This is a genomic window from Pseudozobellia sp. WGM2 (assembly GCF_017810075.1).
Lineage (GTDB): Bacteria > Bacteroidota > Bacteroidia > Flavobacteriales > Flavobacteriaceae > JADNYK01.
On the sequence record NZ_JADNYK010000004.1, the window covers coordinates 17892 to 37923 of the forward strand.

At 36.3% G+C, this 20032-nt stretch carries 16 protein-coding genes and 1 tRNA gene; 6 read left to right on the plus strand and 11 right to left on the minus strand.

What is annotated here, in order from left to right:
- The first annotated feature begins 21 nt into the window (after positions 1-21).
- From IV512_RS09965 to IV512_RS09985, 5 genes are all read left to right on the plus strand, one after another.
- Positions 22-1005, plus strand: coding sequence for a family 43 glycosylhydrolase (locus IV512_RS09965; protein ID WP_209402946.1), 984 nt, complete (start codon positions 22-24; stop codon positions 1003-1005).
- 257 nt (positions 1006-1262) lie between these two features.
- Positions 1263-2429, plus strand: coding sequence for a serine hydrolase (locus tag IV512_RS09970; RefSeq protein ID WP_209402948.1), 1167 nt, complete (start codon positions 1263-1265; stop codon positions 2427-2429).
- Between the two features lie 364 nt (positions 2430-2793).
- Entirely contained in the window at positions 2794-3366 is a 573-nt protein-coding gene (locus IV512_RS09975) for an SMI1/KNR4 family protein (RefSeq protein WP_209402950.1), read from the plus strand.
- Between the two features lie 87 nt (positions 3367-3453).
- Positions 3454-4593, plus strand: a complete 1140-nt coding sequence (locus IV512_RS09980) for an SMI1/KNR4 family protein (RefSeq protein ID WP_209402952.1) — start codon at positions 3454-3456, stop codon at positions 4591-4593.
- 26 nt (positions 4594-4619) lie between these two features.
- Positions 4620-5894: a hypothetical protein gene (locus tag IV512_RS09985; protein ID WP_209402954.1), complete on the plus strand. Its 1275-nt coding sequence runs from the start codon at positions 4620-4622 to the stop codon at positions 5892-5894.
- Positions 5895-6231: 337 nt separating this feature from the next.
- On the opposite strand, the gene IV512_RS09990 is transcribed toward IV512_RS09985, so the two are convergent.
- Positions 6232-6606, minus strand: coding sequence for a helix-turn-helix domain-containing protein (locus IV512_RS09990; protein WP_100871958.1), 375 nt, complete (start codon positions 6604-6606; stop codon positions 6232-6234).
- 111 nt (positions 6607-6717) lie between these two features.
- Here IV512_RS09990 and IV512_RS09995 point away from each other — a divergent pair, with 111 nt between their 5' ends.
- Positions 6718-7095, plus strand: a complete 378-nt coding sequence (locus IV512_RS09995; protein ID WP_100871957.1) for a DoxX family protein — start codon at positions 6718-6720, stop codon at positions 7093-7095.
- Positions 7096-7506: 411 nt separating this feature from the next.
- Here IV512_RS09995 and IV512_RS10000 read toward each other — a convergent pair whose 3' ends face one another.
- From IV512_RS10000 to IV512_RS10045, 10 genes are all read right to left on the minus strand, one after another.
- Positions 7507-8781: a hypothetical protein gene (locus IV512_RS10000; RefSeq protein ID WP_209402956.1), complete on the minus strand. Its 1275-nt coding sequence runs from the start codon at positions 8779-8781 to the stop codon at positions 7507-7509.
- Between the two features lie 365 nt (positions 8782-9146).
- Complete coding sequence (locus IV512_RS10005) at positions 9147-10283, minus strand: exo-alpha-sialidase (RefSeq protein WP_209402958.1); 1137 nt, start codon at positions 10281-10283, stop codon at positions 9147-9149.
- A 339-nt stretch (positions 10284-10622) separates the two neighbouring features.
- Positions 10623-11030 (minus strand): response regulator, encoded by a 408-nt coding sequence (locus IV512_RS10010; RefSeq protein ID WP_209402960.1) that lies wholly within the window; start codon positions 11028-11030, stop codon positions 10623-10625.
- A 141-nt stretch (positions 11031-11171) separates the two neighbouring features.
- On the minus strand, positions 11172-14441 hold the full coding sequence (locus tag IV512_RS10015) for a chemotaxis protein CheB (protein WP_209402963.1): 3270 nt from the start codon (positions 14439-14441) through the stop codon (positions 11172-11174).
- Positions 14442-14489: 48 nt separating this feature from the next.
- Complete coding sequence (locus tag IV512_RS10020; protein WP_209402965.1) at positions 14490-15050, minus strand: response regulator; 561 nt, start codon at positions 15048-15050, stop codon at positions 14490-14492.
- A gap of 10 nt (positions 15051-15060) precedes the next feature.
- The gene (locus IV512_RS10025; RefSeq protein WP_209402967.1) at positions 15061-15495 is read right to left on the minus strand and encodes a response regulator; all 435 of its coding nucleotides are present in this window, start codon (positions 15493-15495) and stop codon (positions 15061-15063) included.
- 6 nt (positions 15496-15501) lie between these two features.
- The gene (locus tag IV512_RS10030; RefSeq protein WP_209402968.1) at positions 15502-16683 is read right to left on the minus strand and encodes an ATP-binding protein; all 1182 of its coding nucleotides are present in this window, start codon (positions 16681-16683) and stop codon (positions 15502-15504) included.
- 143 nt (positions 16684-16826) lie between these two features.
- Complete coding sequence (locus IV512_RS10035) at positions 16827-18449, minus strand: ATP-binding protein (RefSeq protein WP_209402970.1); 1623 nt, start codon at positions 18447-18449, stop codon at positions 16827-16829.
- 555 nt (positions 18450-19004) lie between these two features.
- Positions 19005-19625 (minus strand): LysE family transporter, encoded by a 621-nt coding sequence (locus IV512_RS10040; RefSeq protein WP_209402972.1) that lies wholly within the window; start codon positions 19623-19625, stop codon positions 19005-19007.
- A 210-nt stretch (positions 19626-19835) separates the two neighbouring features.
- A tRNA-Ser gene (locus IV512_RS10045) sits at positions 19836-19923 on the minus strand.
- Positions 19924-20032: the final 109 nt, after the last annotated feature.

Below are 20032 nucleotides of genomic sequence, written 5' to 3' on the forward strand. Positions count from 1 at the left end.
TAACACCTTAAAAATCGCTAAATGATGATCGCTATTAATGGTAAACAATTGCTTTTTACGGCCTGTTTGGTATTGACCACAACTGTAGGGTTGTCACAAAACCCATTAAATTTTGGAGAAGGAATGCTTTCTGCCGACCCCTCTGCCCATGTATGGGAAGACGGTAGGTTGTATGTATATGCATCACACGATGAGCCTTGCCAAGAAGATTTTTGGATGAAAGATTGGCGTGTATTCTCTACTGACGATTTGGTGAATTGGACGGATCATGGCGCCATTATGAACGTAAGTGATATTTCATGGGCCGATAATTATGCCTGGGCACCAGATGCCGCGTTCAAAGACGGGAAGTATTACTTCTGTTTTCCGGCCGGTACGGGGTTTAAAGACCGTGTAAACCCTGAGAACAGCACCAAGTGGATGGGCATAGGAATTGGAGTAAGCGACTCCCCTACGGGTCCGTTTGAAGACCATATAGGCGCACCATTATGGACAGAGCCTTATGCCAATGACCCTTGCCTATTTATCGATGATGACGGCACACCTTACTTGTATGTACATGCCATGGGAGCAGATTACAAGGTGATTGAGCTTACCGACGACATGAAGGCGGTAAAAGGAGATTTTGAAAAAATGGATATGGGCGGATATGAGCCAAAAATGGAAGGTCCGTTTGTTTTCAAGAGAAACGGTAAATACTACTATACCATTGCCGAGAATAACAGAGATCTATCATATTACATGTCAGATAGCCCAAAAGGACCATGGACGTATAAAGGTATTTTTATGAAGCAAGAGCATGATAGTAACAACCATGCCTCTATGGTAGAGTACAAAGGCCAATGGATGCTTTTTTATCACAAATGGTACGAGAACAACAGCGGTTGTGAAGACCAAAAATTAGAACGGAAAATAAATGCCGAATACCTGTACTTTAATAAAGACGGTACTATTAAACCTCTAAAAAGAACGGAAAAAGGGCTTACGGCCAAGTATAAAAAATAGAGTAGTACTTTACTCCAACCATTTATATTCAAACTGTAATCAACTTCAAACGATTACAGTTTTTTTATGTAATTTACCCTTTTCTAAGCTTGACCTCCCCCCGAGATTAGGTTCGATTATATCACCAAATTGTTTCAAGTCTGAATTGTGGAAATTCATCGAAAATGTAATTTTTGAAAAGTTTCCTTCCCTCCCCTTCTACTAGCAATTTAGAGAACCGTTACATCCAACTAAAACTAAAAAGTATGCGTACTTTAATGAATACGATCACAACACTGACCTCTTCAATTTTGCTCATCGTATTGGTATTTGGTTGTAACTCAAAAAACAAAAAATCTGTTGAAAGTACTCAAAACGCTGCTTCTCAAAATGTACTTTCCCCGGTAATCGATTCTATTCATTCAGAGATACATAATGGAGATTTTGGATTGATCGACCGTTTTATGGTCACACAAAATGAAGCGGTATTGGCCGATTTTAAATATGAGCAAGATTATGAAACCATTGTTCAAGAATATGATACCACCCATCATCAATACAATTTCAACAGTGTAGAGTGGCACCCCTATTACAAAGAAACCGAATTGCACACGCTACAGTCCGTCACTAAAAGCATTACGGCTATCCTATTTGGCATTGCATTAGATGCTAATCCCGATTATTCCGTCACAGATAAAGCTATGCCACTCTTAACCAATGAAGAGGATACTATTCGAGATGCACGAAAGGAAAAAATAACTATTGAAGATTTATTGACCATGCGGAGTGGTTTAAAGTGGAATGAGGAAACTGACCACAACGACACTACCAATGACTGTTTTAGACTAGAAGCTAGTGACCACTGGATAGATTATGTTTTAAGCAGGCCTATGGATACATTACCAGGTTCAAAATTTGTATATAACGGTGGCGGCACCGTTCTGTTAGGAAAAATCATAAGAACTATTACAGATAAACGAATTGACAAATGGGCTGAAGAAAAATTATTTGGGCCACTTGGCATTACCGAATACTATTGGAAAGAAACTCCCGATGGAGAAATCGATACGGAGGGCGGCCTATATCTTAAGGCAGAAGACCTGGCCAAAATAGGGTCGTTATTGTTAAATAAAGGGAAATGGAACCATACACAAATTGTTTCTGAAAATTGGTTCACAACATCCACGAGCCCTATAGTAAAAGGGGTTAAACCCCACTGGGGCAATAAGACAGGGTATGGCTATCAATGGTGGATTCCCGAATACAACGATGATGGCAAACCCAATATTTACGCAGGCAACGGTTATAGTGGGCAGTATTTGATGATGAATCCGAAATACAATTTAATAGTCGTCTTTAATGGTTGGAATATTAATGATCAGCCAAAAAAGTCAACTTGGCGGGTTTTGCAAGACCGAATACTGCCGGCGCTTGAGAATAAATAACTTGGTATACGGGTAAGTTTATAATTCGTTGATATTTACATTAGTTTAAGTCTTCCACACTATAATATGCACCATGTAAAGCAATGCCAATTTGAACTAAAATTCTGAATAATTATTTCTTCCACTCTTGGTATGACGTCTATATTTTCCACTGAATTCATAAAAAAATAGGACCCGTACGGTAATAACCGAATACTATCATCATTATATCTTCGTTGATAAAAAAGATTCAAGTTGTGCATTTAACGTAATAATTAAGCTATCTGAAAATTATACTTAAAACTAAACCCCTTGGCACTCATTAGATATGAGATATTTAATTTCTGTATTAATTTTATTCATTAACTGTTCTAATATAAATGAAATGAAAATCGAATTAGAAAAACTTGATAGTCATTTGAGAGAAAAGCGTCCAGACTATTATAGTAAGCTCCAAAAGCCTTTATCTGAAGCGCAAATTTCAGCTTTAGAAGCTGAATTTGATACGAAGTTGCCCAATGATGTAAAAGAACTCTATTTATGGAAAAACGGGCAAGCATCTGACTGCTACGTAGCCTTGGTAAATAATTCATTGTTCGAGCCATTAGAACAAGTCTTAGCAACAAATAAAGAATTTACCGAGATGATAGGCTATGATTTTACTATTGAAAATTGGTGGAACAAAAACTGGCTACCCATTTTAGGTAACGGTGGCGGCAGTTATATCTGCTATGATCTAGAAGGTATATTTACTGGAGAAAAAGGACAATTGGTAGAATATTGGAATGAATATAATGACAGGCCCGTAATCGCGCCAAGTCTTACGGATTTTATAAAAAAGATGAATCAATATTATGACGAAACACCTGCCGAAGAATTTGATGAGTTTTTTGATCTTAGTGATGACATATCTGATTGGAGAAAGGAATTTATTGTAGACCAACCCATAAAAAAATAGATGTTTCCAAACATTTGAAGCAATTGAAAAATGAAATATGCATCAATTCTGTTTTTGTTAATCGTAACAACTAATTGCACAAATAAAATGGATATAAAATCAATACCGTATAACAATCAATTAAAAAAATTACAGCTTACCGATATTCCGTTCAATACAGTGGTTTTGACTGAAATTCCTGAACCTTTTTACACTGATTATTCGCACCATAAAAATGAAATTGCCCGAAATCATAAATCATTCGATACCCAAGAGTTCAAATCTTTATTGTTAGAACAATTGTCGGAAAAACTTGGCGAGAATGTGGTGCGACTATTGTTCATTACCCCAAAAGAAACAGGGCTGCCCTACGATGCGTTTGCCTATTTATCGAATAAAGAAATTGTAGCCCTGCATATTGATAAAAATTTGAATTTAGACCAATGGATGAGCATTGTACTTGAAAGACAATATAAAAATCTTGAAAGGGATAAATTAAAGGGGCTGTTTGAAAGTCAACCAGAGTTAAATCCGAATCCACAATTTATGTTGACCTTAGGTAAAGGTGAATTTTCAAAAAAGATGGTGAATTCTGGAATGTTAGTAGATGAACGCCCGTATGAAAATACCGGAGCCTACCTGCACAAAAGGGCACCCGAACAATACAACGAGGCAAAGATTGCCAAAGAAAAGCAGCACTACATTAAAAAATACATTGATACCAGTGGCGCTAGCATTAACTCCGACCAATTGTCACAATTGTTCAACGAATTTCTTACTACTAAAAGTTTAAGTCCAAACCCAGCACAAAACAACGAAAGCGTTTATAGTGAGTTTGAATCTTTGGCAAATTATAAATATCCGGAGGAACTAAAAGTACTATTAAACCACCATAACGGTATTGAAAACACAGGCTTTTTATCTGCTGAGCAAATACTTGCCGAATGGAAGAATTGGAAAACCATTTTCGACGACCCCAATTGGAGGTTGGCCGATTTAACGGGTAACAACCACCCTGATGGCAGAAAAACCATAGGCATGTACACCAACCCTTATTGGGTGCCATTTTTGAGTACATCAGGCGGAAATTTCATTGCCATAGATTATGCCCCGGGCAGTAAGGGTACATCGGGCCAAATTATTGCATTTGGTGCCGATGAAATAAAAATTCGCTTTATCGCCGAAAACATGGAAGACTTCTTACGGCAATTTATAAATGGTGATAAAGTTTTAAATAACGGATTTTAGATTATCAATTCTATAACACATAATTCATGTTCTGGAAAAGCAAAACAAAACTACCTGCAGAAAAAAGCATTACATATATTCAGCATAATATCTTTTTTATTGAACGGCTTATAGGTACAGAAAATTTTACAAGCTTCCCGTTGATAAATCCCAATGAATTTCTATTGGATTTTGATGGCACCAAGGAAGGGGCTCTGTTGCTTTTTAAAAAAATAATTGCCGTTTTAGGGCTAGAGGAAATAGCGTTCAAACTAGATTTTCATTGGGAAAAACCAGTAAAATCTAAACTCCACGAAGGTATTATAGATTTAGCCAGTTTATACCAGAAAGAGAAACTTACTTTAGGCACTTATAAGGCAGAGAAAGAAAAATATATTGTTTCTATAGAAATGTCGTTGCTCAAGAATGCCCATATTCTTGTTTATACAATGGCGCATGAGCTATCACACTACATCTTACTTACACAAAAGAAACTTTTCTACAATGATGAAAAGCTTACCGATTTAATGACCATGGTCTACGGTTTCGGAAATTTCTGGTTGAATTCACAAAACTGGAAAGCTAATTCTTTAGACCATACGATGGGGTATTTTACGAAAGAAGATGGGGCCTATGCCATGGCTTTTCTCTTGAACTATAGAAATGTACCGATAACAGCTTTGCACGGTTTAGATAAGTCTGCCCACAAGCTATTGAACGACTACGGTCAAGCCATAGAAAAATCAGATGTTAAGGCAATGGGGGATAAAAACCACTTTACCGATGCTGAAATCAACACCAGGTTGACCGCCCCTTTGATTGATTACCTATGTGATATTCTAAATGATGAATTGTTAGACTATTCGTATACCGATGGGGTTTTAGCGCATATTATGCTTTACAATGACTACGTAAAAAAAGGCAAGGGAAAACTGTTTTCTAAAAGAAGAACTGATGTTATAACAGCTATAAACAATGAAATACACAAATACATAGATCTAACTTTAGAAGAACAAACTTTAGTAAATGGTGCTTTTAAGATTTTTGACTTATATGGTAACAAGCCGCTTTCGGAAAGTTCTTTTAACGATATTAAAGTAACATGGAAACAAAATCTGGAAAGCAGAAATGAAATGCTAGAAGAAATTTTAGAGCATATTGAAATCACAAAAAAACTAGATCCACAATTAATGCACCCGCTACGAAAAGAGCTGTGCCATAAACTTATCCCCTATTTAGAAATGAAAATTGTTGACGAATACGGAGCTGAATATTTGCAACCATCGCTGAACAAATCAAAGGGCCTGTATGCTAATCAATAGCCGTTTTTAGAAAAATGGCATTTCCCCCGCCCTGACCGCTATGCGCTCCGTAATCCTCTTTTAGTATTCGCTAGGTTAGTGCTCGCCACTCTTGAGCCAAGACCACTGACCCTATAAATTTATCTGCATATTTCTATGCCACAAGCCAAAAAATTATAAAGAACCCTTTTTTCATATCACGGGCTACATAGTCAAGCACCAAGACTCGCATAGCTTATTAACCCGCAGATTTACACAGGTATGGATAATTGATTTTCAAATTTTAAAAATGTAAATTATTCGTCATGCGAAAAGTTGGAATCCGGTCTTAACGATACAAAACATCGCTCACCTCAAATCAGGTACGATTAGAGCTTACTATCTCCGAATTTGCCCCAAATATTTTTTTTCTATGATTGACCCCCCAATTATATAATTCAAAAATCACTTTTTCCAATGTTTTGGAATGCTCTGTGGGCCTATATTCTGTTCTTACCGGAAAACCGTTTAAAATAGTTCTGGTAATTAACTGATTTTCTTCCATATCTTTCAATTCCTTTGACAGTACTTTAGTACTTAGTTTTGGAATACTACGTTCAATTTCCCTAAAGTGTTTATTTCCTTCCCAAATTGAAATTAAGATTAAAAGTTTCCATTTACCACCTATTACATCTAATGTATCTCGTACAGGTAATAAAGCAGACATACATTCCTTATGCTCTTTCTTTTTCAATGCTATGGAGTTTTGATTACCTCAAGGTAACTGATTACCTCAGGGTATCTGATTACCATTGGTAATCAAAATTAGTTAATTTTGGCGTATTATTAATGAAAACGATTTAAAATGAAAAACAAGGTTCTCACAGTTTTATGTATTCTATTCGGGTTAATGATGATTAATTCTGGTCTAAACAAATTCTTCAATTATATGCCAATGCCGGAAATGTCTGAAGAAATGATGCAAATAATGGGCGGATTTATGACCATAAAATGGATTTTTCCACTTGTGGCAATTGTAGAAATTATTGGTGGAGTATTAATTGCAATTCCGAAAAAAAGAGCATTGGGTGCAATTGTAATTCTTCCAGTTATGATAGGGATCTTTGTGCATCATTTAGTGCACGATATGGCAGGTATTGCAATAGCAGCAATTTTATTAGCTATTAATATTTGGGCAATTATTGCCAATTGGGATAAATACAGACCAATTATAGAAAATTAGTTGAGTAATTCAACTTTTAACTTAACCTGGTGCTGAAATAACACTACTGATAACCAAATATCTAAGCCATAGCGAAATTTACACTTCGTCTGTGGTTTTTCATGCATTTTGAGGCTGCTCTAAACCAAAAAAAAGCATCTAAATGACCTCCTCCCCCAAAATTAAGACAGCTTAAAAGTAAAGTTTTCAATTTATATATCTCTGCAGCATTATCCCAGATATAGCTCAGTTATATAGCATTTTGCTAAAACTCCGTTGTGTACTCTTTTTTTGGTTTTGACATGTTTTCTAGGTTATTTTAAACAGTCAAAATACTCTTTTTTTAATGGCTAATTAAATGGAGTAAGTCCACTTGAAAGACCACAAAGCATAATGGTCCAAACCTGTAGCGCTTTTGCCCTTGAGGTATACTTATTCAACGTGAAAAATCGATATAAACTCTGTGGTATACTCCTCTATGACGTTCGTTGAGGGTGTAACTTCAAATTTATTAGAAATAAAATCGTGGTAGGAATCAGATTGTATAAAAAAATCAGAGTTATGTAGCTCTAAGTCATTAATTTGCAGTAATTCATACTGATCAATAATAGACTGCGGTACCTTTAGGTTAATAGGATAATTATTTTTCTCTGAATGAATTCTCCAATTTGTATAAGAACAAGAATCTGAATTGGGGCTACGCCATGTATTTTCTTTTCTAATATACTCAAAATCGGTGCTAATTTCAAAATTGGCAATCTCAGTATTTGCGATATCTAGTATTGGCTCATCGGGAAAGATAATTTCTGGTTTTGGCCCATGACTAATATAACTATAATTAAAATTTTCAAAATCAATACGCAAAAGTGTCTCATAATAATCAAATTGGTCTAAAAATCCTAAGGGCAAAGGATCTTGAACATCTGTATTAATTTGTTGTAGAATAAGATAGCCTAAATCATGCTTTCGGTTTTCACCTTTTACCTGACCTACCAACCTGAATATATTAAAAAGATTTGGAGGGAATGGAGGCAGATAGGCGTAAGAGTCATATTGTTGAAATTCATTAAAATTGAAGGTCACAACTTCATCTAATTTAGGACTCTCAAAAAACTTATGTTTTAGGTTTAGATCCCCGTCCATGATAGATACCAAATAATTAGTGTTTTCAAAAAGATTAGTTTTACTGAACTCCAATCTCATGGCAGTCTTAGAGGTATTCGGAATAACCGTGCCACTAGCTGTATAATCAATCCTCGGTGTAGATATAGAACTACTCTTAAAGAGTTGAAAGCCATCATTGCCCGGAATATCAGATACGATAAGCTCAAATTTCCCTATTGCCTCAGGTGTATCGTTTTCGCTGATGAATACTCCCTTATTTGGAACAGACCACCTACTTCCTTTTGCAATTTGAGGAAACGTTTCTATGTCATGAGTAGCATCTCCAATACATGTTTCCAAGTTCTTAAATTGGACTTTAAGAAGAGTGACTGAAAAGCTGTCCGGAATGCTATCGCTCCTTTTCTGAAAAATTAATTGTTCTCCATTTTCAAAGGCGAGATAGTCTAGTAATATTCCCTGAGCATCGTGCAGTATGATCCAATTGTCTTGATTTTCTTCTGTTTGATAATGTTTATCTACATCTAAAGTGAAATAAATCTCTTGTTTAGGTTCTTCCGGGGTTAGTTCAGCTATTTCTTCCATACCCGGTTCATTTGTAGAACTTGAATCTTTTGAACAATTTAAGATGATAGTAGAGAGAAGAAAAAGAGAAATTATATTGAGGCACTTCATATCAGATAAGGTGTTTTTTTAAAAACTTAAATGATCTACATAAATTTACTTTATAAATTGTCTTCAACTGTTTTTCTCACTCCTTTTCCGACGTAAACTTAATTTTAATGGATGTAAGCCTTACTTTTTGTAGCTTCCCATATATTTAGGACAGTTTAAAATTTAAATTTTTAAACTACATACCTCAAATTGACAATTGGTATGATGCTAAATAAATTAAACAATCTCATTGTAGATTGAAGTGCGTGAATGGCCTCTTTAATTTTACGATGGCACTACTTGCCCAACTTTTTAGGGTCTACAATAATATGCTTTACCGATTCTCTGTTATAGGTATAGGTGGCATGAACCATACCATCAGCAGTTTGAATAATTGCCGGGTAAGCGTAACCATGTACCGAAGTTTCATTTTCTATGGTCATTATCGGCTTCCAATCGATACCATTATCTGAAATCGCCAAATTCAATAAATCTCTTCCACGATTTTCTTTGGTTCGAACCTTATGGTTATAAATAAGAAGTTGTCTGCCATCTTTTAAGGTTACGGCATCGGTACCCGAATTGGGGTTGGGCAAATCGATGCCCTTGACATCGCTCCAAGTCTGTCCGTTATCTTCTGACCAAGACTGCCCTAAAACGCCTTGCCTAGTACGGGCCAGCATCATTAATTTACCATCTTTCATCTGCATAATACTCGGCTGAATGGCATCGAAGGTAATTCCGTCGTGAATAGGGCCGATGACCTCCCAATTTTTCATATCCGCATCCGATTTTTCAAGATGGATTTTCCAGTAGGTCTCGTCTCCCTCGATACGTTCACTACTCGACGGATGTAAAATGCTTCCATCGGGCAATTGAAAAGATTTGTTCTTCACAGGGCCTAACAAATGCCCCACTTTTTCATCTTTGCCAATTTTCTCACCCGAAGACCAAGTATAACCGTCGTCTGTAGAAGTTTTCATCATTCCCCACCAATCTCTAGGGTTGGGCCCTTCCTTATAAAACAGATATAACGGCCCGGTCTTGGTTTTAAAAAGTACCGGATTCCAAGTGGCATAGCGAAGAGTATCGTTATGAAAGCCATTGGCCACTTCAACGGGCCACGTCCAGTTACCATCTTTATAATGAGAGACTCGAATACCCACATCGGGGTGATTTTCGTGTGGACCCGCAAAAAATGCAGCGACCAATCCGGAAGGAGTTTCAACTATCGTTGAGGCATGTGCGCTAGCTTCTGGTTTATCATTCAAATCATAAATAAACTCCCTTGTAAGCAGTGCTCCCTCCCCTACCTTTTCTAAAGGGGGAATGAAAAATTTGCCGGTGACATCATTTGGTTTTTTCGATTTATTTTGACCATAGGTCACAGTTGTCACAACTAAAATTAAAACAGCTATTCTTATAAACTTCATATCCTACAAATAAAATCACATACTTTTTAACAAGCGAAATATACAAAGTAACCCTAATATAAATCTGCCTAATTTTTAACCTAAATAGATGGTTTATTACCCTCTGAGAAATTTGATATAGCCAACGCTTAAAATTAATGATGAAAATCGGGCATACCCAAACTCATTATCTCAAAAAAAACCTCAAATAGTAATTCTTGAAACATGCATTTATTTACTGGTAATGTACAACTTCAATTTCTGCCGATTACCAGTTAAATTGTTTACAATGAGGAGCCGGTATGGGATTGCAACACAGTTAGCAATGAATGGCCAACAGGTCTATCAGAAGATAACTTATCAATCAAGGCTTGCAAAATTGGGATATAAGTTTTTAATAAGCTCTATAATTTTATCTTCGGTCATTGGTTTTTCGATATAATCTACCACATCAAAAAACGCTAACGCCTGCTTTTTGTCTGAAGGTCTTAAAGACGAAGAGAACATAACGATTTTAGATTTGGTTTCCATTCCATTTCTTTCCCAAGCATTTAAAAAATCGAAACCGTCCATAATAGGCATATTGATATCCAAAAAAATTATATCAGGAAAGATATAATCTTCTTGCTCCAATAACTCAATTGCCTCCTTACCGTTCATAGCAATAACAACAGATTCAGCAATACTCAAATTATCGATTATCATTTTGGTTAAAAATCCAGCTACATCATCGTCATCTACCAGCATTATTTTTTTTAGTCTTTCCATCGTTAGAAGGAGTTTTAATTTTAATGGTTAAAGTATATGAAAAACCTCTAGGCCTACAAACCTTATTCTTAGTGATTTTCTTATAAAAGCAATCGGTCAACCCATATAGTACTTCAATTGATACAATTTTTCAAAACATGTTTACGACGCCCTAACCTGAAAAAAACAGAAGAACGTTGCACCCTTACCCGGGGCACTTTCTACCTCTATTCGGCCCCCATAACTTTCAAGTATCGATTTGGTAATATGTAGACCAATACCTTTACCTTCGGTATCTAGGTGAAATCTTTGAAAGAGACCGAACAACTTATCTCTGTAAATGGCCATGTCCATTCCACGGCCATTATCTTTTACCGTTATACAGACCTCATCTTCTTTTATAAAGGAAGAGATAATCAATTTTGGGGCTAGATTGGCCTTACGATATTTAATTGCATTGGTAATTAAATTTTGTAGAATACTATGAAGGTGTAGTTCGGGAAAATATACTTTATCGTTTTCAGAAAAATTTCTAACAATTCGGGTTTCGCTGCTTTCGATCAGATTACTTATTCCCTCTTCCACCCGAGTCAGCACTTTATCAATACTTATATGCTCTGATTTAAGGTCAAGACTTTTTTTAATGGCGATTACCTCGTTGAGCGTTCTTATGGTACTGTTCATATTAGACACCGATGTATAAAGCCTTTTAAAAAGGGCCATACCATTTTCTTTAATCGAATCGCTTCTTTTAAGAGCGTCTAAAAGGGCTTCTAGATTGGTAATCGGTGCCTTTAGATCATGAGATGCTACATAGGCAAACTGCTCCAATTCTCTGTTGCTTCGCGCCAATTCTTTCGTTTGGGCATTGAGCTCCGTCTCGATTTCTTTGATTTGACTTATATCTATAAATGTAAAAATTACTCCCTTTATTTCCTTTTTGGTCGTTTTGTACAAGGTGGCCCGCATCAAAAAAGTTTTACCACCTAAGGCCATTACTTCTTTTTCGATCGGCAAAAAGTGCTCAAGTACTTTTTTTGCGATATCGATTATTTTCAGAGACCCAAAGGTGTGGGTAAAATCTCCGACATAGCGACCAATATCGGATGGTGTCACTTTTATATAGGGTAATAATTCATTGGTGAATCTTCTAATGCAAAACTCATTATCCAAGAAAAGGGTAGCTATGTTAGTGCTATGTATAAAATTTTGTAGATCGTCGTTCAACCCCGACATTTCATCTAACTTGTCTTGAAACTCATTGTTGACCGTATAAAGCTCTTCATTGACCGATTGTAGTTCTTCGTTACTGCTCTGAAGTTCTTCATTGGCGGCCATTAATTCTTCATTGGTCGATTGAAGTTCTTCGTTTGAAGTTTCCAATTCTTCAATAGTAGTCTGTAAATAGTCTTTGGTTTCACCCAAGTCTTCTTCTAAACGCTTTATATAGGCATCTTTTTCATGGTTGTAATCGGCACTTACAGAATTGTATTTGCCATGCCCATTAAAATCGCCTTTTACCATCGTTTCCTTAAACGTGATAATGAAATACCGTACTCTACTCAAAGGTTCAAAATAAGGCTTGACCAAAATTTCTAAAAATTCGGATTCCCCGTCTGAAGAGTTGATTATAGGAGATGTAACTTTTGAATTCTCATTTTTGGCCTTCGATACTATATTGCTCAAGGTAACATATAGGTTCTCATTGACCATTTTGAAAACGTTCAGGGTAAAATGCTTCTTGGGTAGCTTTATATACTTGTCTATCTCGCCGGCAACATGTACCACTTCATCTTTCTCGTTGATTATGACCGAAGGAAAAACAAGATCCTCTAATAGAACGTCTTTAAAGTTATTGACCATTTTGGTCTTTGAGACTCCTAAAGTAACAACCTCTGAATCTATATTTAGATTAGAAGTACCCAATTTTTCCTTGCGAGGGACAAGTGGATATAACTTATTGATTTCACCAATTTTTATGGAAGAAACGTTCTGAAATATTTTATACTTCTTATCAATTTCCGCAAAAATTTTGGAATAACTGCCCGTATTTTCACTTGAACCTAAAAATAGGTAGCCATTCTCCCTAAGTGAATAATGAATAAATGAAAGAATTTTTTCTTGAATATCAGATTCAAAATAAATGAGCATATTTCGACATGTGACAAGGTCGATATTATTAAAGGGAGGGTCTTTGACAATATCGTGCCGTGCAAAAATGACCATATCTCGAATAACTTTTTTTATTTCATATCGACCGTCTGAAAATTTAAAATATTTTTTTCGCAGTTCTTCGGAAACCCCTTCCATCAGGTTGGTAAAATAAGAGCCCCTACTCGCAAAATCGACCGACCCTTGATTGACATCAGTAGCGAAAATCTTTACATTGATATTCTTGTTCTGATCGACCATTTGTTCTTTGATCATAATGGCCAAGGTGTAGGCTTCTTGGCCTGTAGAGCACGCCAATACCCATATGCGAAGATCTTTAGATTGTTTTTTTACCAAGGTTTTCAAAACCACATCATCTAGAGCCATAAACGCTTTGGTATCACGAAAAAAAGAGGTGACCCCTATTAACATCTCTTCGGCAAGCGTATTCAGTTCTTTGGTGTTATCTTTTAAAAGTTCGTAATAATCGTTGAAATTTGGTATTCCGTTCATATTCAATCGCCTCTCTATACGGCGAAAAATAGTAGCTCTCTTATAGCGCCTGAAATCAAAGTTGGTTTTCTTATATATAAGTTGAAGTATCTCATCGATTATACCGCCCTCATCTGAACTTATCATTTCCTTTTCCTGCTCAATTTGGGAAATCAAGGCATTAGGTTCTTTGATAAACTTCTCGATTATCTTCGGCATTTTAGAAGGGGGCAGAATAAAATCAACAAGGCCCGTACTAATGGCACTTTTTGGCATGCTATCAAAAGCTGCGGTCAATGGATCCTGCGCGATGACCATACCCCCTTTTTGTTTGATAGATTCAACACCCAACATGCCATCGCTACCCGTCCCTGAGAGAATAACGGCAACCGCCTTGTCTCCGACATCGGCTGCAAGAGACTTAAAAAATATGTTTATCGGCAGGTTCAGGGTTTTGGCGCCTTCTCTACTTTCTAAATGTAGCCTGCCTTTTGATAGCGTTATATTTTTATCTGCAGGTATCGTATAAACGCAATTTGGGCGAAGCACCGTATCGTTGGTGGCCCTACTGATCGTAAGTCTCGTATGCTTTGCCAAAAGCTCTGGCATCATTGACTTATAGTCTGGAGAAAGATGTTGAATGAGCACAAAACTAAGGCCGCAATTTTCAGGCACATTTTTAAAGAAAGCGTTGATAGCCTCTAACCCACCGGCAGACGCACCAATACCGATAATATAAGATATTTTAGCTGCGCGCATTTCATCGCTTGCACTTTTGACCGTTTCCATTTATATATCTTTCATTTACATTGGTGAGTTTTGAATCAACTTCAACTATTATTTTAGAAATTTTTTAATCGCATCTTTAAGTTCTCTATCTTCTAGACTCTCTTTATTATTGTTCTGATTCAAAAATTGATTGATTTTGCTCAATAATTCTTGATTGGTAGATATTCTTGCCTCTATTTTTCGATTGGTTCTTTTCAGCCTCTTATTATACCAAGCCTCTTCATTGTTGCTGAAAATCCGTTCTACTTCACCAACGAGTTTTGACAGGTTAGATTTAAGCACAAAACCAGAAGCACCATTCAAAATAGTCTCGGCAGCAATCTCTTCGCCTACAGTACCGGTAACGAAAACAAAAGGAATTTCTTCATCGAACTCGGTAGTCAACATCAATGCCTCAAGGCCAGAAAAAGTAGGTAATTTATAGTCGGATAGAATAAGATCGGGCTGAAAGTTTTCTAGATGCACCAAAAAGGAATCCTTATCATCGACAACACGAGAAGTTATAAAAAACCCCCCATTTTCAAGTTCTCTACGTATCAGTTCCGCATCTTCTTTGAAATCTTCAAGAATGAGAATTTTGATGTTTCTTCTTTTGTCGGCTAAATTCATGGTCACTATATTAAGAGGAGATGTTCAAGGTCAACCAATAAGTTCCTAAATTTTGAATCGATTCGGTAAACTTTTCAAAATCAACTGGTTTTACGATGTAACTATTGGCCCCAAGCTCATAAGCCTTTTTTACATCTACTTGCTCATCAGATGATGAAAAGATTACCACGGGTATTTCTTTCAGCTTATTATGCTGTTTTAAATGTTTTAAAATTTCAAGACCGTTTACTTTGGGCAGTTTTAGATCTAACAATAGTAATTTGGGCATTGATGAGGCAAACGGGTCTTTTGAAGAATTTTCAAAGAGATAATCCATGGCCTTCTGACCGTCTTCGATTACCTTGGTGCTGATCGTGAAGCCGCAATTCTTTAGGGTTCTAAGAGTTAGGTCTATATCTTCAGGACTGTTTTCAATAAATAATAGCTCAATAGGTTTTTCCTCCATACATTTTTATAAAACAAAATTAAAAGTAGCTCCTTTATAATCATGGCTTTCACCCCATATTCGCCCACCATGTTTAATGATGATTCGGCGAACTATGGCCAGTCCTACCCCTGTGCCCTCAAAATCGACATCTTTATGTAGTCTTTGAAAAACTTCGAACAGCTTAGAGCTATACTTTTCATTGAAGCCAACTCCATTATCTTTCACATAATATACCGTCTCTTTATTAACCATTTTGCTACCGACCTCAACAAGTGCACTCTTTCTCGTTTTCGTAAACTTGAGCGCATTGGATAAAAGATTGGTTATCATAATGGCCAACATCGAAGAATCTCCCTTAGCATGGGGCATAGAATCGCTTACGTTGAATTTCACGATGCGATTTGGGAAGTTGTCGCCGGTTAGCGTATTCCAACAGGTCTGAAACAACCGTTTCATATCTACCGTTTCAAATGAAATCTGCTGACTACTGATTTGACTATAACGAAGTATATTTTCGATAAGGTCTTCCATCCTCCTCACATTACGTATAATGGTCTCGGTGACCACCCGACCGTCAGCATTTAATTCTTTGGCATGGCTTTGCAATAAAATACCGCTATAACCGGAAATGGCCCTTAGGGGAGCTTTTAGATCATGGGATACCGAATAGCTAAAGGCCTTTAGCTCGTTATTGATTTCATATAGTTCTTGAGTGCGTTTTTCTACGGTCTCTTCAAGGGAAGCACGAATTTCAATAAGCTCTCTTGTTCGTTCTTCCACTTGCTTTTCCAAGTTTTCCTTAAGCATTTTTAAGTGCTCAGTTCTAAGTCTTTGTTCGGTAAGGTCTTTGGTTATTTTAATATATCCGGAGACTTCACCTGCATCATCGTAAAGAATCGTCACGACCACATGTGCCCAAAATCGTGTACCGTTTCTTCGAATACGCCAACTTTGACGTTCGACTCTACCAGTTTCTTTTGCCTCGGCCAATATTTGATGTGGAATGCCTTTTGCCCTATCGGCTTTAGAGTAAAAAATATCAAAATTTTCACCAATAATCTCTTCGGAATTATAACCTTCAATAATTTCTGCCCCTAAGTTCCAGCTACAAACGTTTCCGTCAACATCCAAAAGAAAAATGGCATAGTCTTTAATCTCTGAAACCAGGCTAGAACTCAAATCGGACATACTACCTAGTTCATTCATCACACGAAATATTTTAGAGGATTTGGTAAGTAGGAAAGAATGAATCTTACCATATTTAAATTTACCAAAAATTATTACATATATCGAATTTAGAAACAGTTTTTGTAAAAAAAATATTACATAATATACTGAGCGATTATATATTATTCTACTCCCTTTAGACTGAAATAAAAAGTGGCGCCTTTGCCTATTAGCGCTTCTGCCCAAATTTCGCCTTTATGAAACCCTACAATTTTGCGGGCAATGGCCAGACCAATACCAGTACCTTTAAACTCATCTTGTGTATGAAGCCGATGAAAAATGAGAAAAAGTTTGTCGTAATGTTTCATATCAAAACCGGCACCATTATCTTTTACGAAATAGACATTCTTATTTTCTTGGGTTTTGAACCCAATGCTAACCATAGCATTCGACTCTTTTGAAGAATACTTTAAAGCGTTGGATATCAAATTTTCGAAAACCTTACCTATTAAGACTTCATCGCCAATAGCTGGTGGTAGACTCTCTATATACACGTTAATTTTCGACTGCATCGATATTTTTAGGGTCTCGGTTACTTCTTGTGCCAGACGGTGCATATTTATAGGCTTCGAAGCTAAGCCCTGCTTGCCTAAATGGGCCAGGTTGAGCAAAGATTCGATAAGATTGCCCATTTCGGCCCCGTTTCTCGCTATGGTAGCCAACATTTTCCGTCCGTCTTCATCTAAATTGTCATGATAATCGTTCTGTATGATTTTGGCATAACTATTAATAGCCCTAAGTGGTGATTTCAAATCATGGCTCAATGTGTACGAAAAAGTTTCAAGTTCTTTATTCGATTTGGTTAGTTCTGAAGTCCTACTCTCTAAATCCTCTACCGTTGACCAAAGATCATTTTCCGCTTTTTGTCTGGCCCTATCCGTTTTATTTAATCGGCTAACTACGGTTAAACTGATTATAAGAAAGAATACTATAATGCTCAAGGTTAAAATCGCCATGCCAAAATCTAGCCCGTATATTTCCTCAATTTGAAATTGAAGTATTAATGCCCCGACAAAAACCGGAACGATAACAACCATTGGAACTATTCGCCTTGCCACCTTGCCTCCCACATTCTCACTACTTATCTGTGCGGTAATACCCATTTTGGGTCGTGATAGCAGTAATGCCACTCCCAAAAGTAAAAAACAGAATGCGGTGTGCACCGCCATAGGAATCTTTACCAAAAGTGAATAAAATAAGTCGACAACATATAAGTATCCAATGAATGAGAGCAATGATAAGGCCATAATCCCAAAAGATAGAATCTGATATATCCATAACATCAGGGGGCCTTTAACCTTGTAAAGAAACAGATTGATAGCCATCATCAAAAAACACAGTGCCGTGTTTGAAGCCATTCTGTTCGAGAGATATAAATTATTGTCTTCTTGTAAGTCTTCTCCAAAAAGATATGAGTCGATACCCTCCTGAAAATTAAATACATATTCAGCTAATTTTATGAGCACAATAATTAAAATAAGGCTAGCCACAAGCTTACCGATTCTATTCAACTGCTCTTTACTGTCGGATACTAAAATCAGGGACGAACCGGATAGAATAAATAAAACCGCAGTAAGCGGATTCATGGATACGGTTTCAGGAATAACTTGTTTCAGTAGATCTAAATCAAAAATCCAACCAAGTAGAACAACAAATGAAATACCTATTACGCCGTACGCCTGATATCGAGCCGATTGATAATAGTTCTTTTGAAGCGTATTGAACTCTTGATTTAGGGCCTGCATTTCGGGTATGAATTTTAATCTTATAAAATTGAAATCAATTAGCTTAATTGTTGCTATACGTCAATTTTAATAAGATAACTAGTTGAATTGATAAGCGGAGATTCAAACTAAAGATATACATATTTATAAGATTATTCTTCTTTTGAAATAAGTATTAACTTATATTGAAAAAGATTGAATAATATGGCCCGTCAGATAGACACAATTCATTTAAGAGAACACTTGTCGAAGTAAGTTTGTCACTCTACAGTTTCTCAGTATTCTTCTTATGAAACAAATAATGGCAAATAAAGTGCTGATGTGTTTATGGACTCTTGAAATTAAATAATGTAGAGACTTGTTCTTTACAAGGAAAGGGTTCAACTTTATGAAACTTCGAGAAACTAGTATAGAAGACCTGAAAACTCACGGTTTCTGGAGCTGTATGCATTATTAAACAAATAAAAATATGATTTCATCATATTAAACCCCATTCGTAAAATGAAACCTATATAGTGACGATTGTACATTTTTATCAGTACAGTATCACTTCGTAATTTTGTTGTTTACGAAAACTTATTTTAATAGATAAATAAAGTTTCCAATACCCACAATACCCGTAAGGCAGGCTAAAATTAAATCCATTTTACTTGCTAAAGAAGTAATCCGTTTTTCAATTTTTGGGGCCAACATGGCATATACCGAATATATGGAATAGGAGCCCACTGTAGATCCGATAGAAAAGTACAGACTATTTGTAAAGGAATAGGTGAATAATTCCATACCAATAAGTATCGAAATTGACGTAAAGTAGAACGGAATAGCAAATGTATTTAGCAAAGACATACCTATGCCGTGCAAATAGGCTTTTGATTTATCTATTTCTTCTTTTTTCCTCTTCCTATTGGTAAAAAAATGCAATCTGAAAAAGTTAAGGGACAGAATAAGCAGAATACCCGTACCTATTTGTTGTATCAAGGTTATGTATTCCGAATTTTCCATCAAAACATTGGACAGGTAGGCTCCGATATTTGCTTGAAAGAATAATACAGTGGCAAAGCCGGCGATTAAATAAAATGCTGATTTACTGCCACACCGCAGACTAAATTTAACGACGGTCATGTTCAAGAAACTAGGAACTATACTACCGCTGGCAGCGACAATAAAACCTAAAAGAAGGCAAACTATAAAATTCATATTTTACTTTGAAGCAAATGAACGACTAATCGAATAATTCTATGAGTCGCTTCAAACAATTAATAGATGCAAAAGAGAAGTAACTGTCTTATAGACCTCTATATTTTCACTACCTGTTCTCTTATGATTTCTTGAAAATACCAAAGTCTTAAAAAACAAAAACCGCTAGAGTAAACTCTGCGGTTTTCTATTTTCAAGCTCGATGCTTGATGGCGGAGGAAGAGGGATTCGAACCCCCGGAGGTGTGACCCTCAACAGTTTTCAAGACTGCCGCATTCGACCACTCTGCCATTCCTCCTTAAGCGGGTGCAAATATAGAAAGGTTTTTTTTTACCTAAAAGATTTCGCTTTATATTTTTTAATAAAAATTAGTCGTAATCGATTAAACAATTGTTATTTAGTGCATT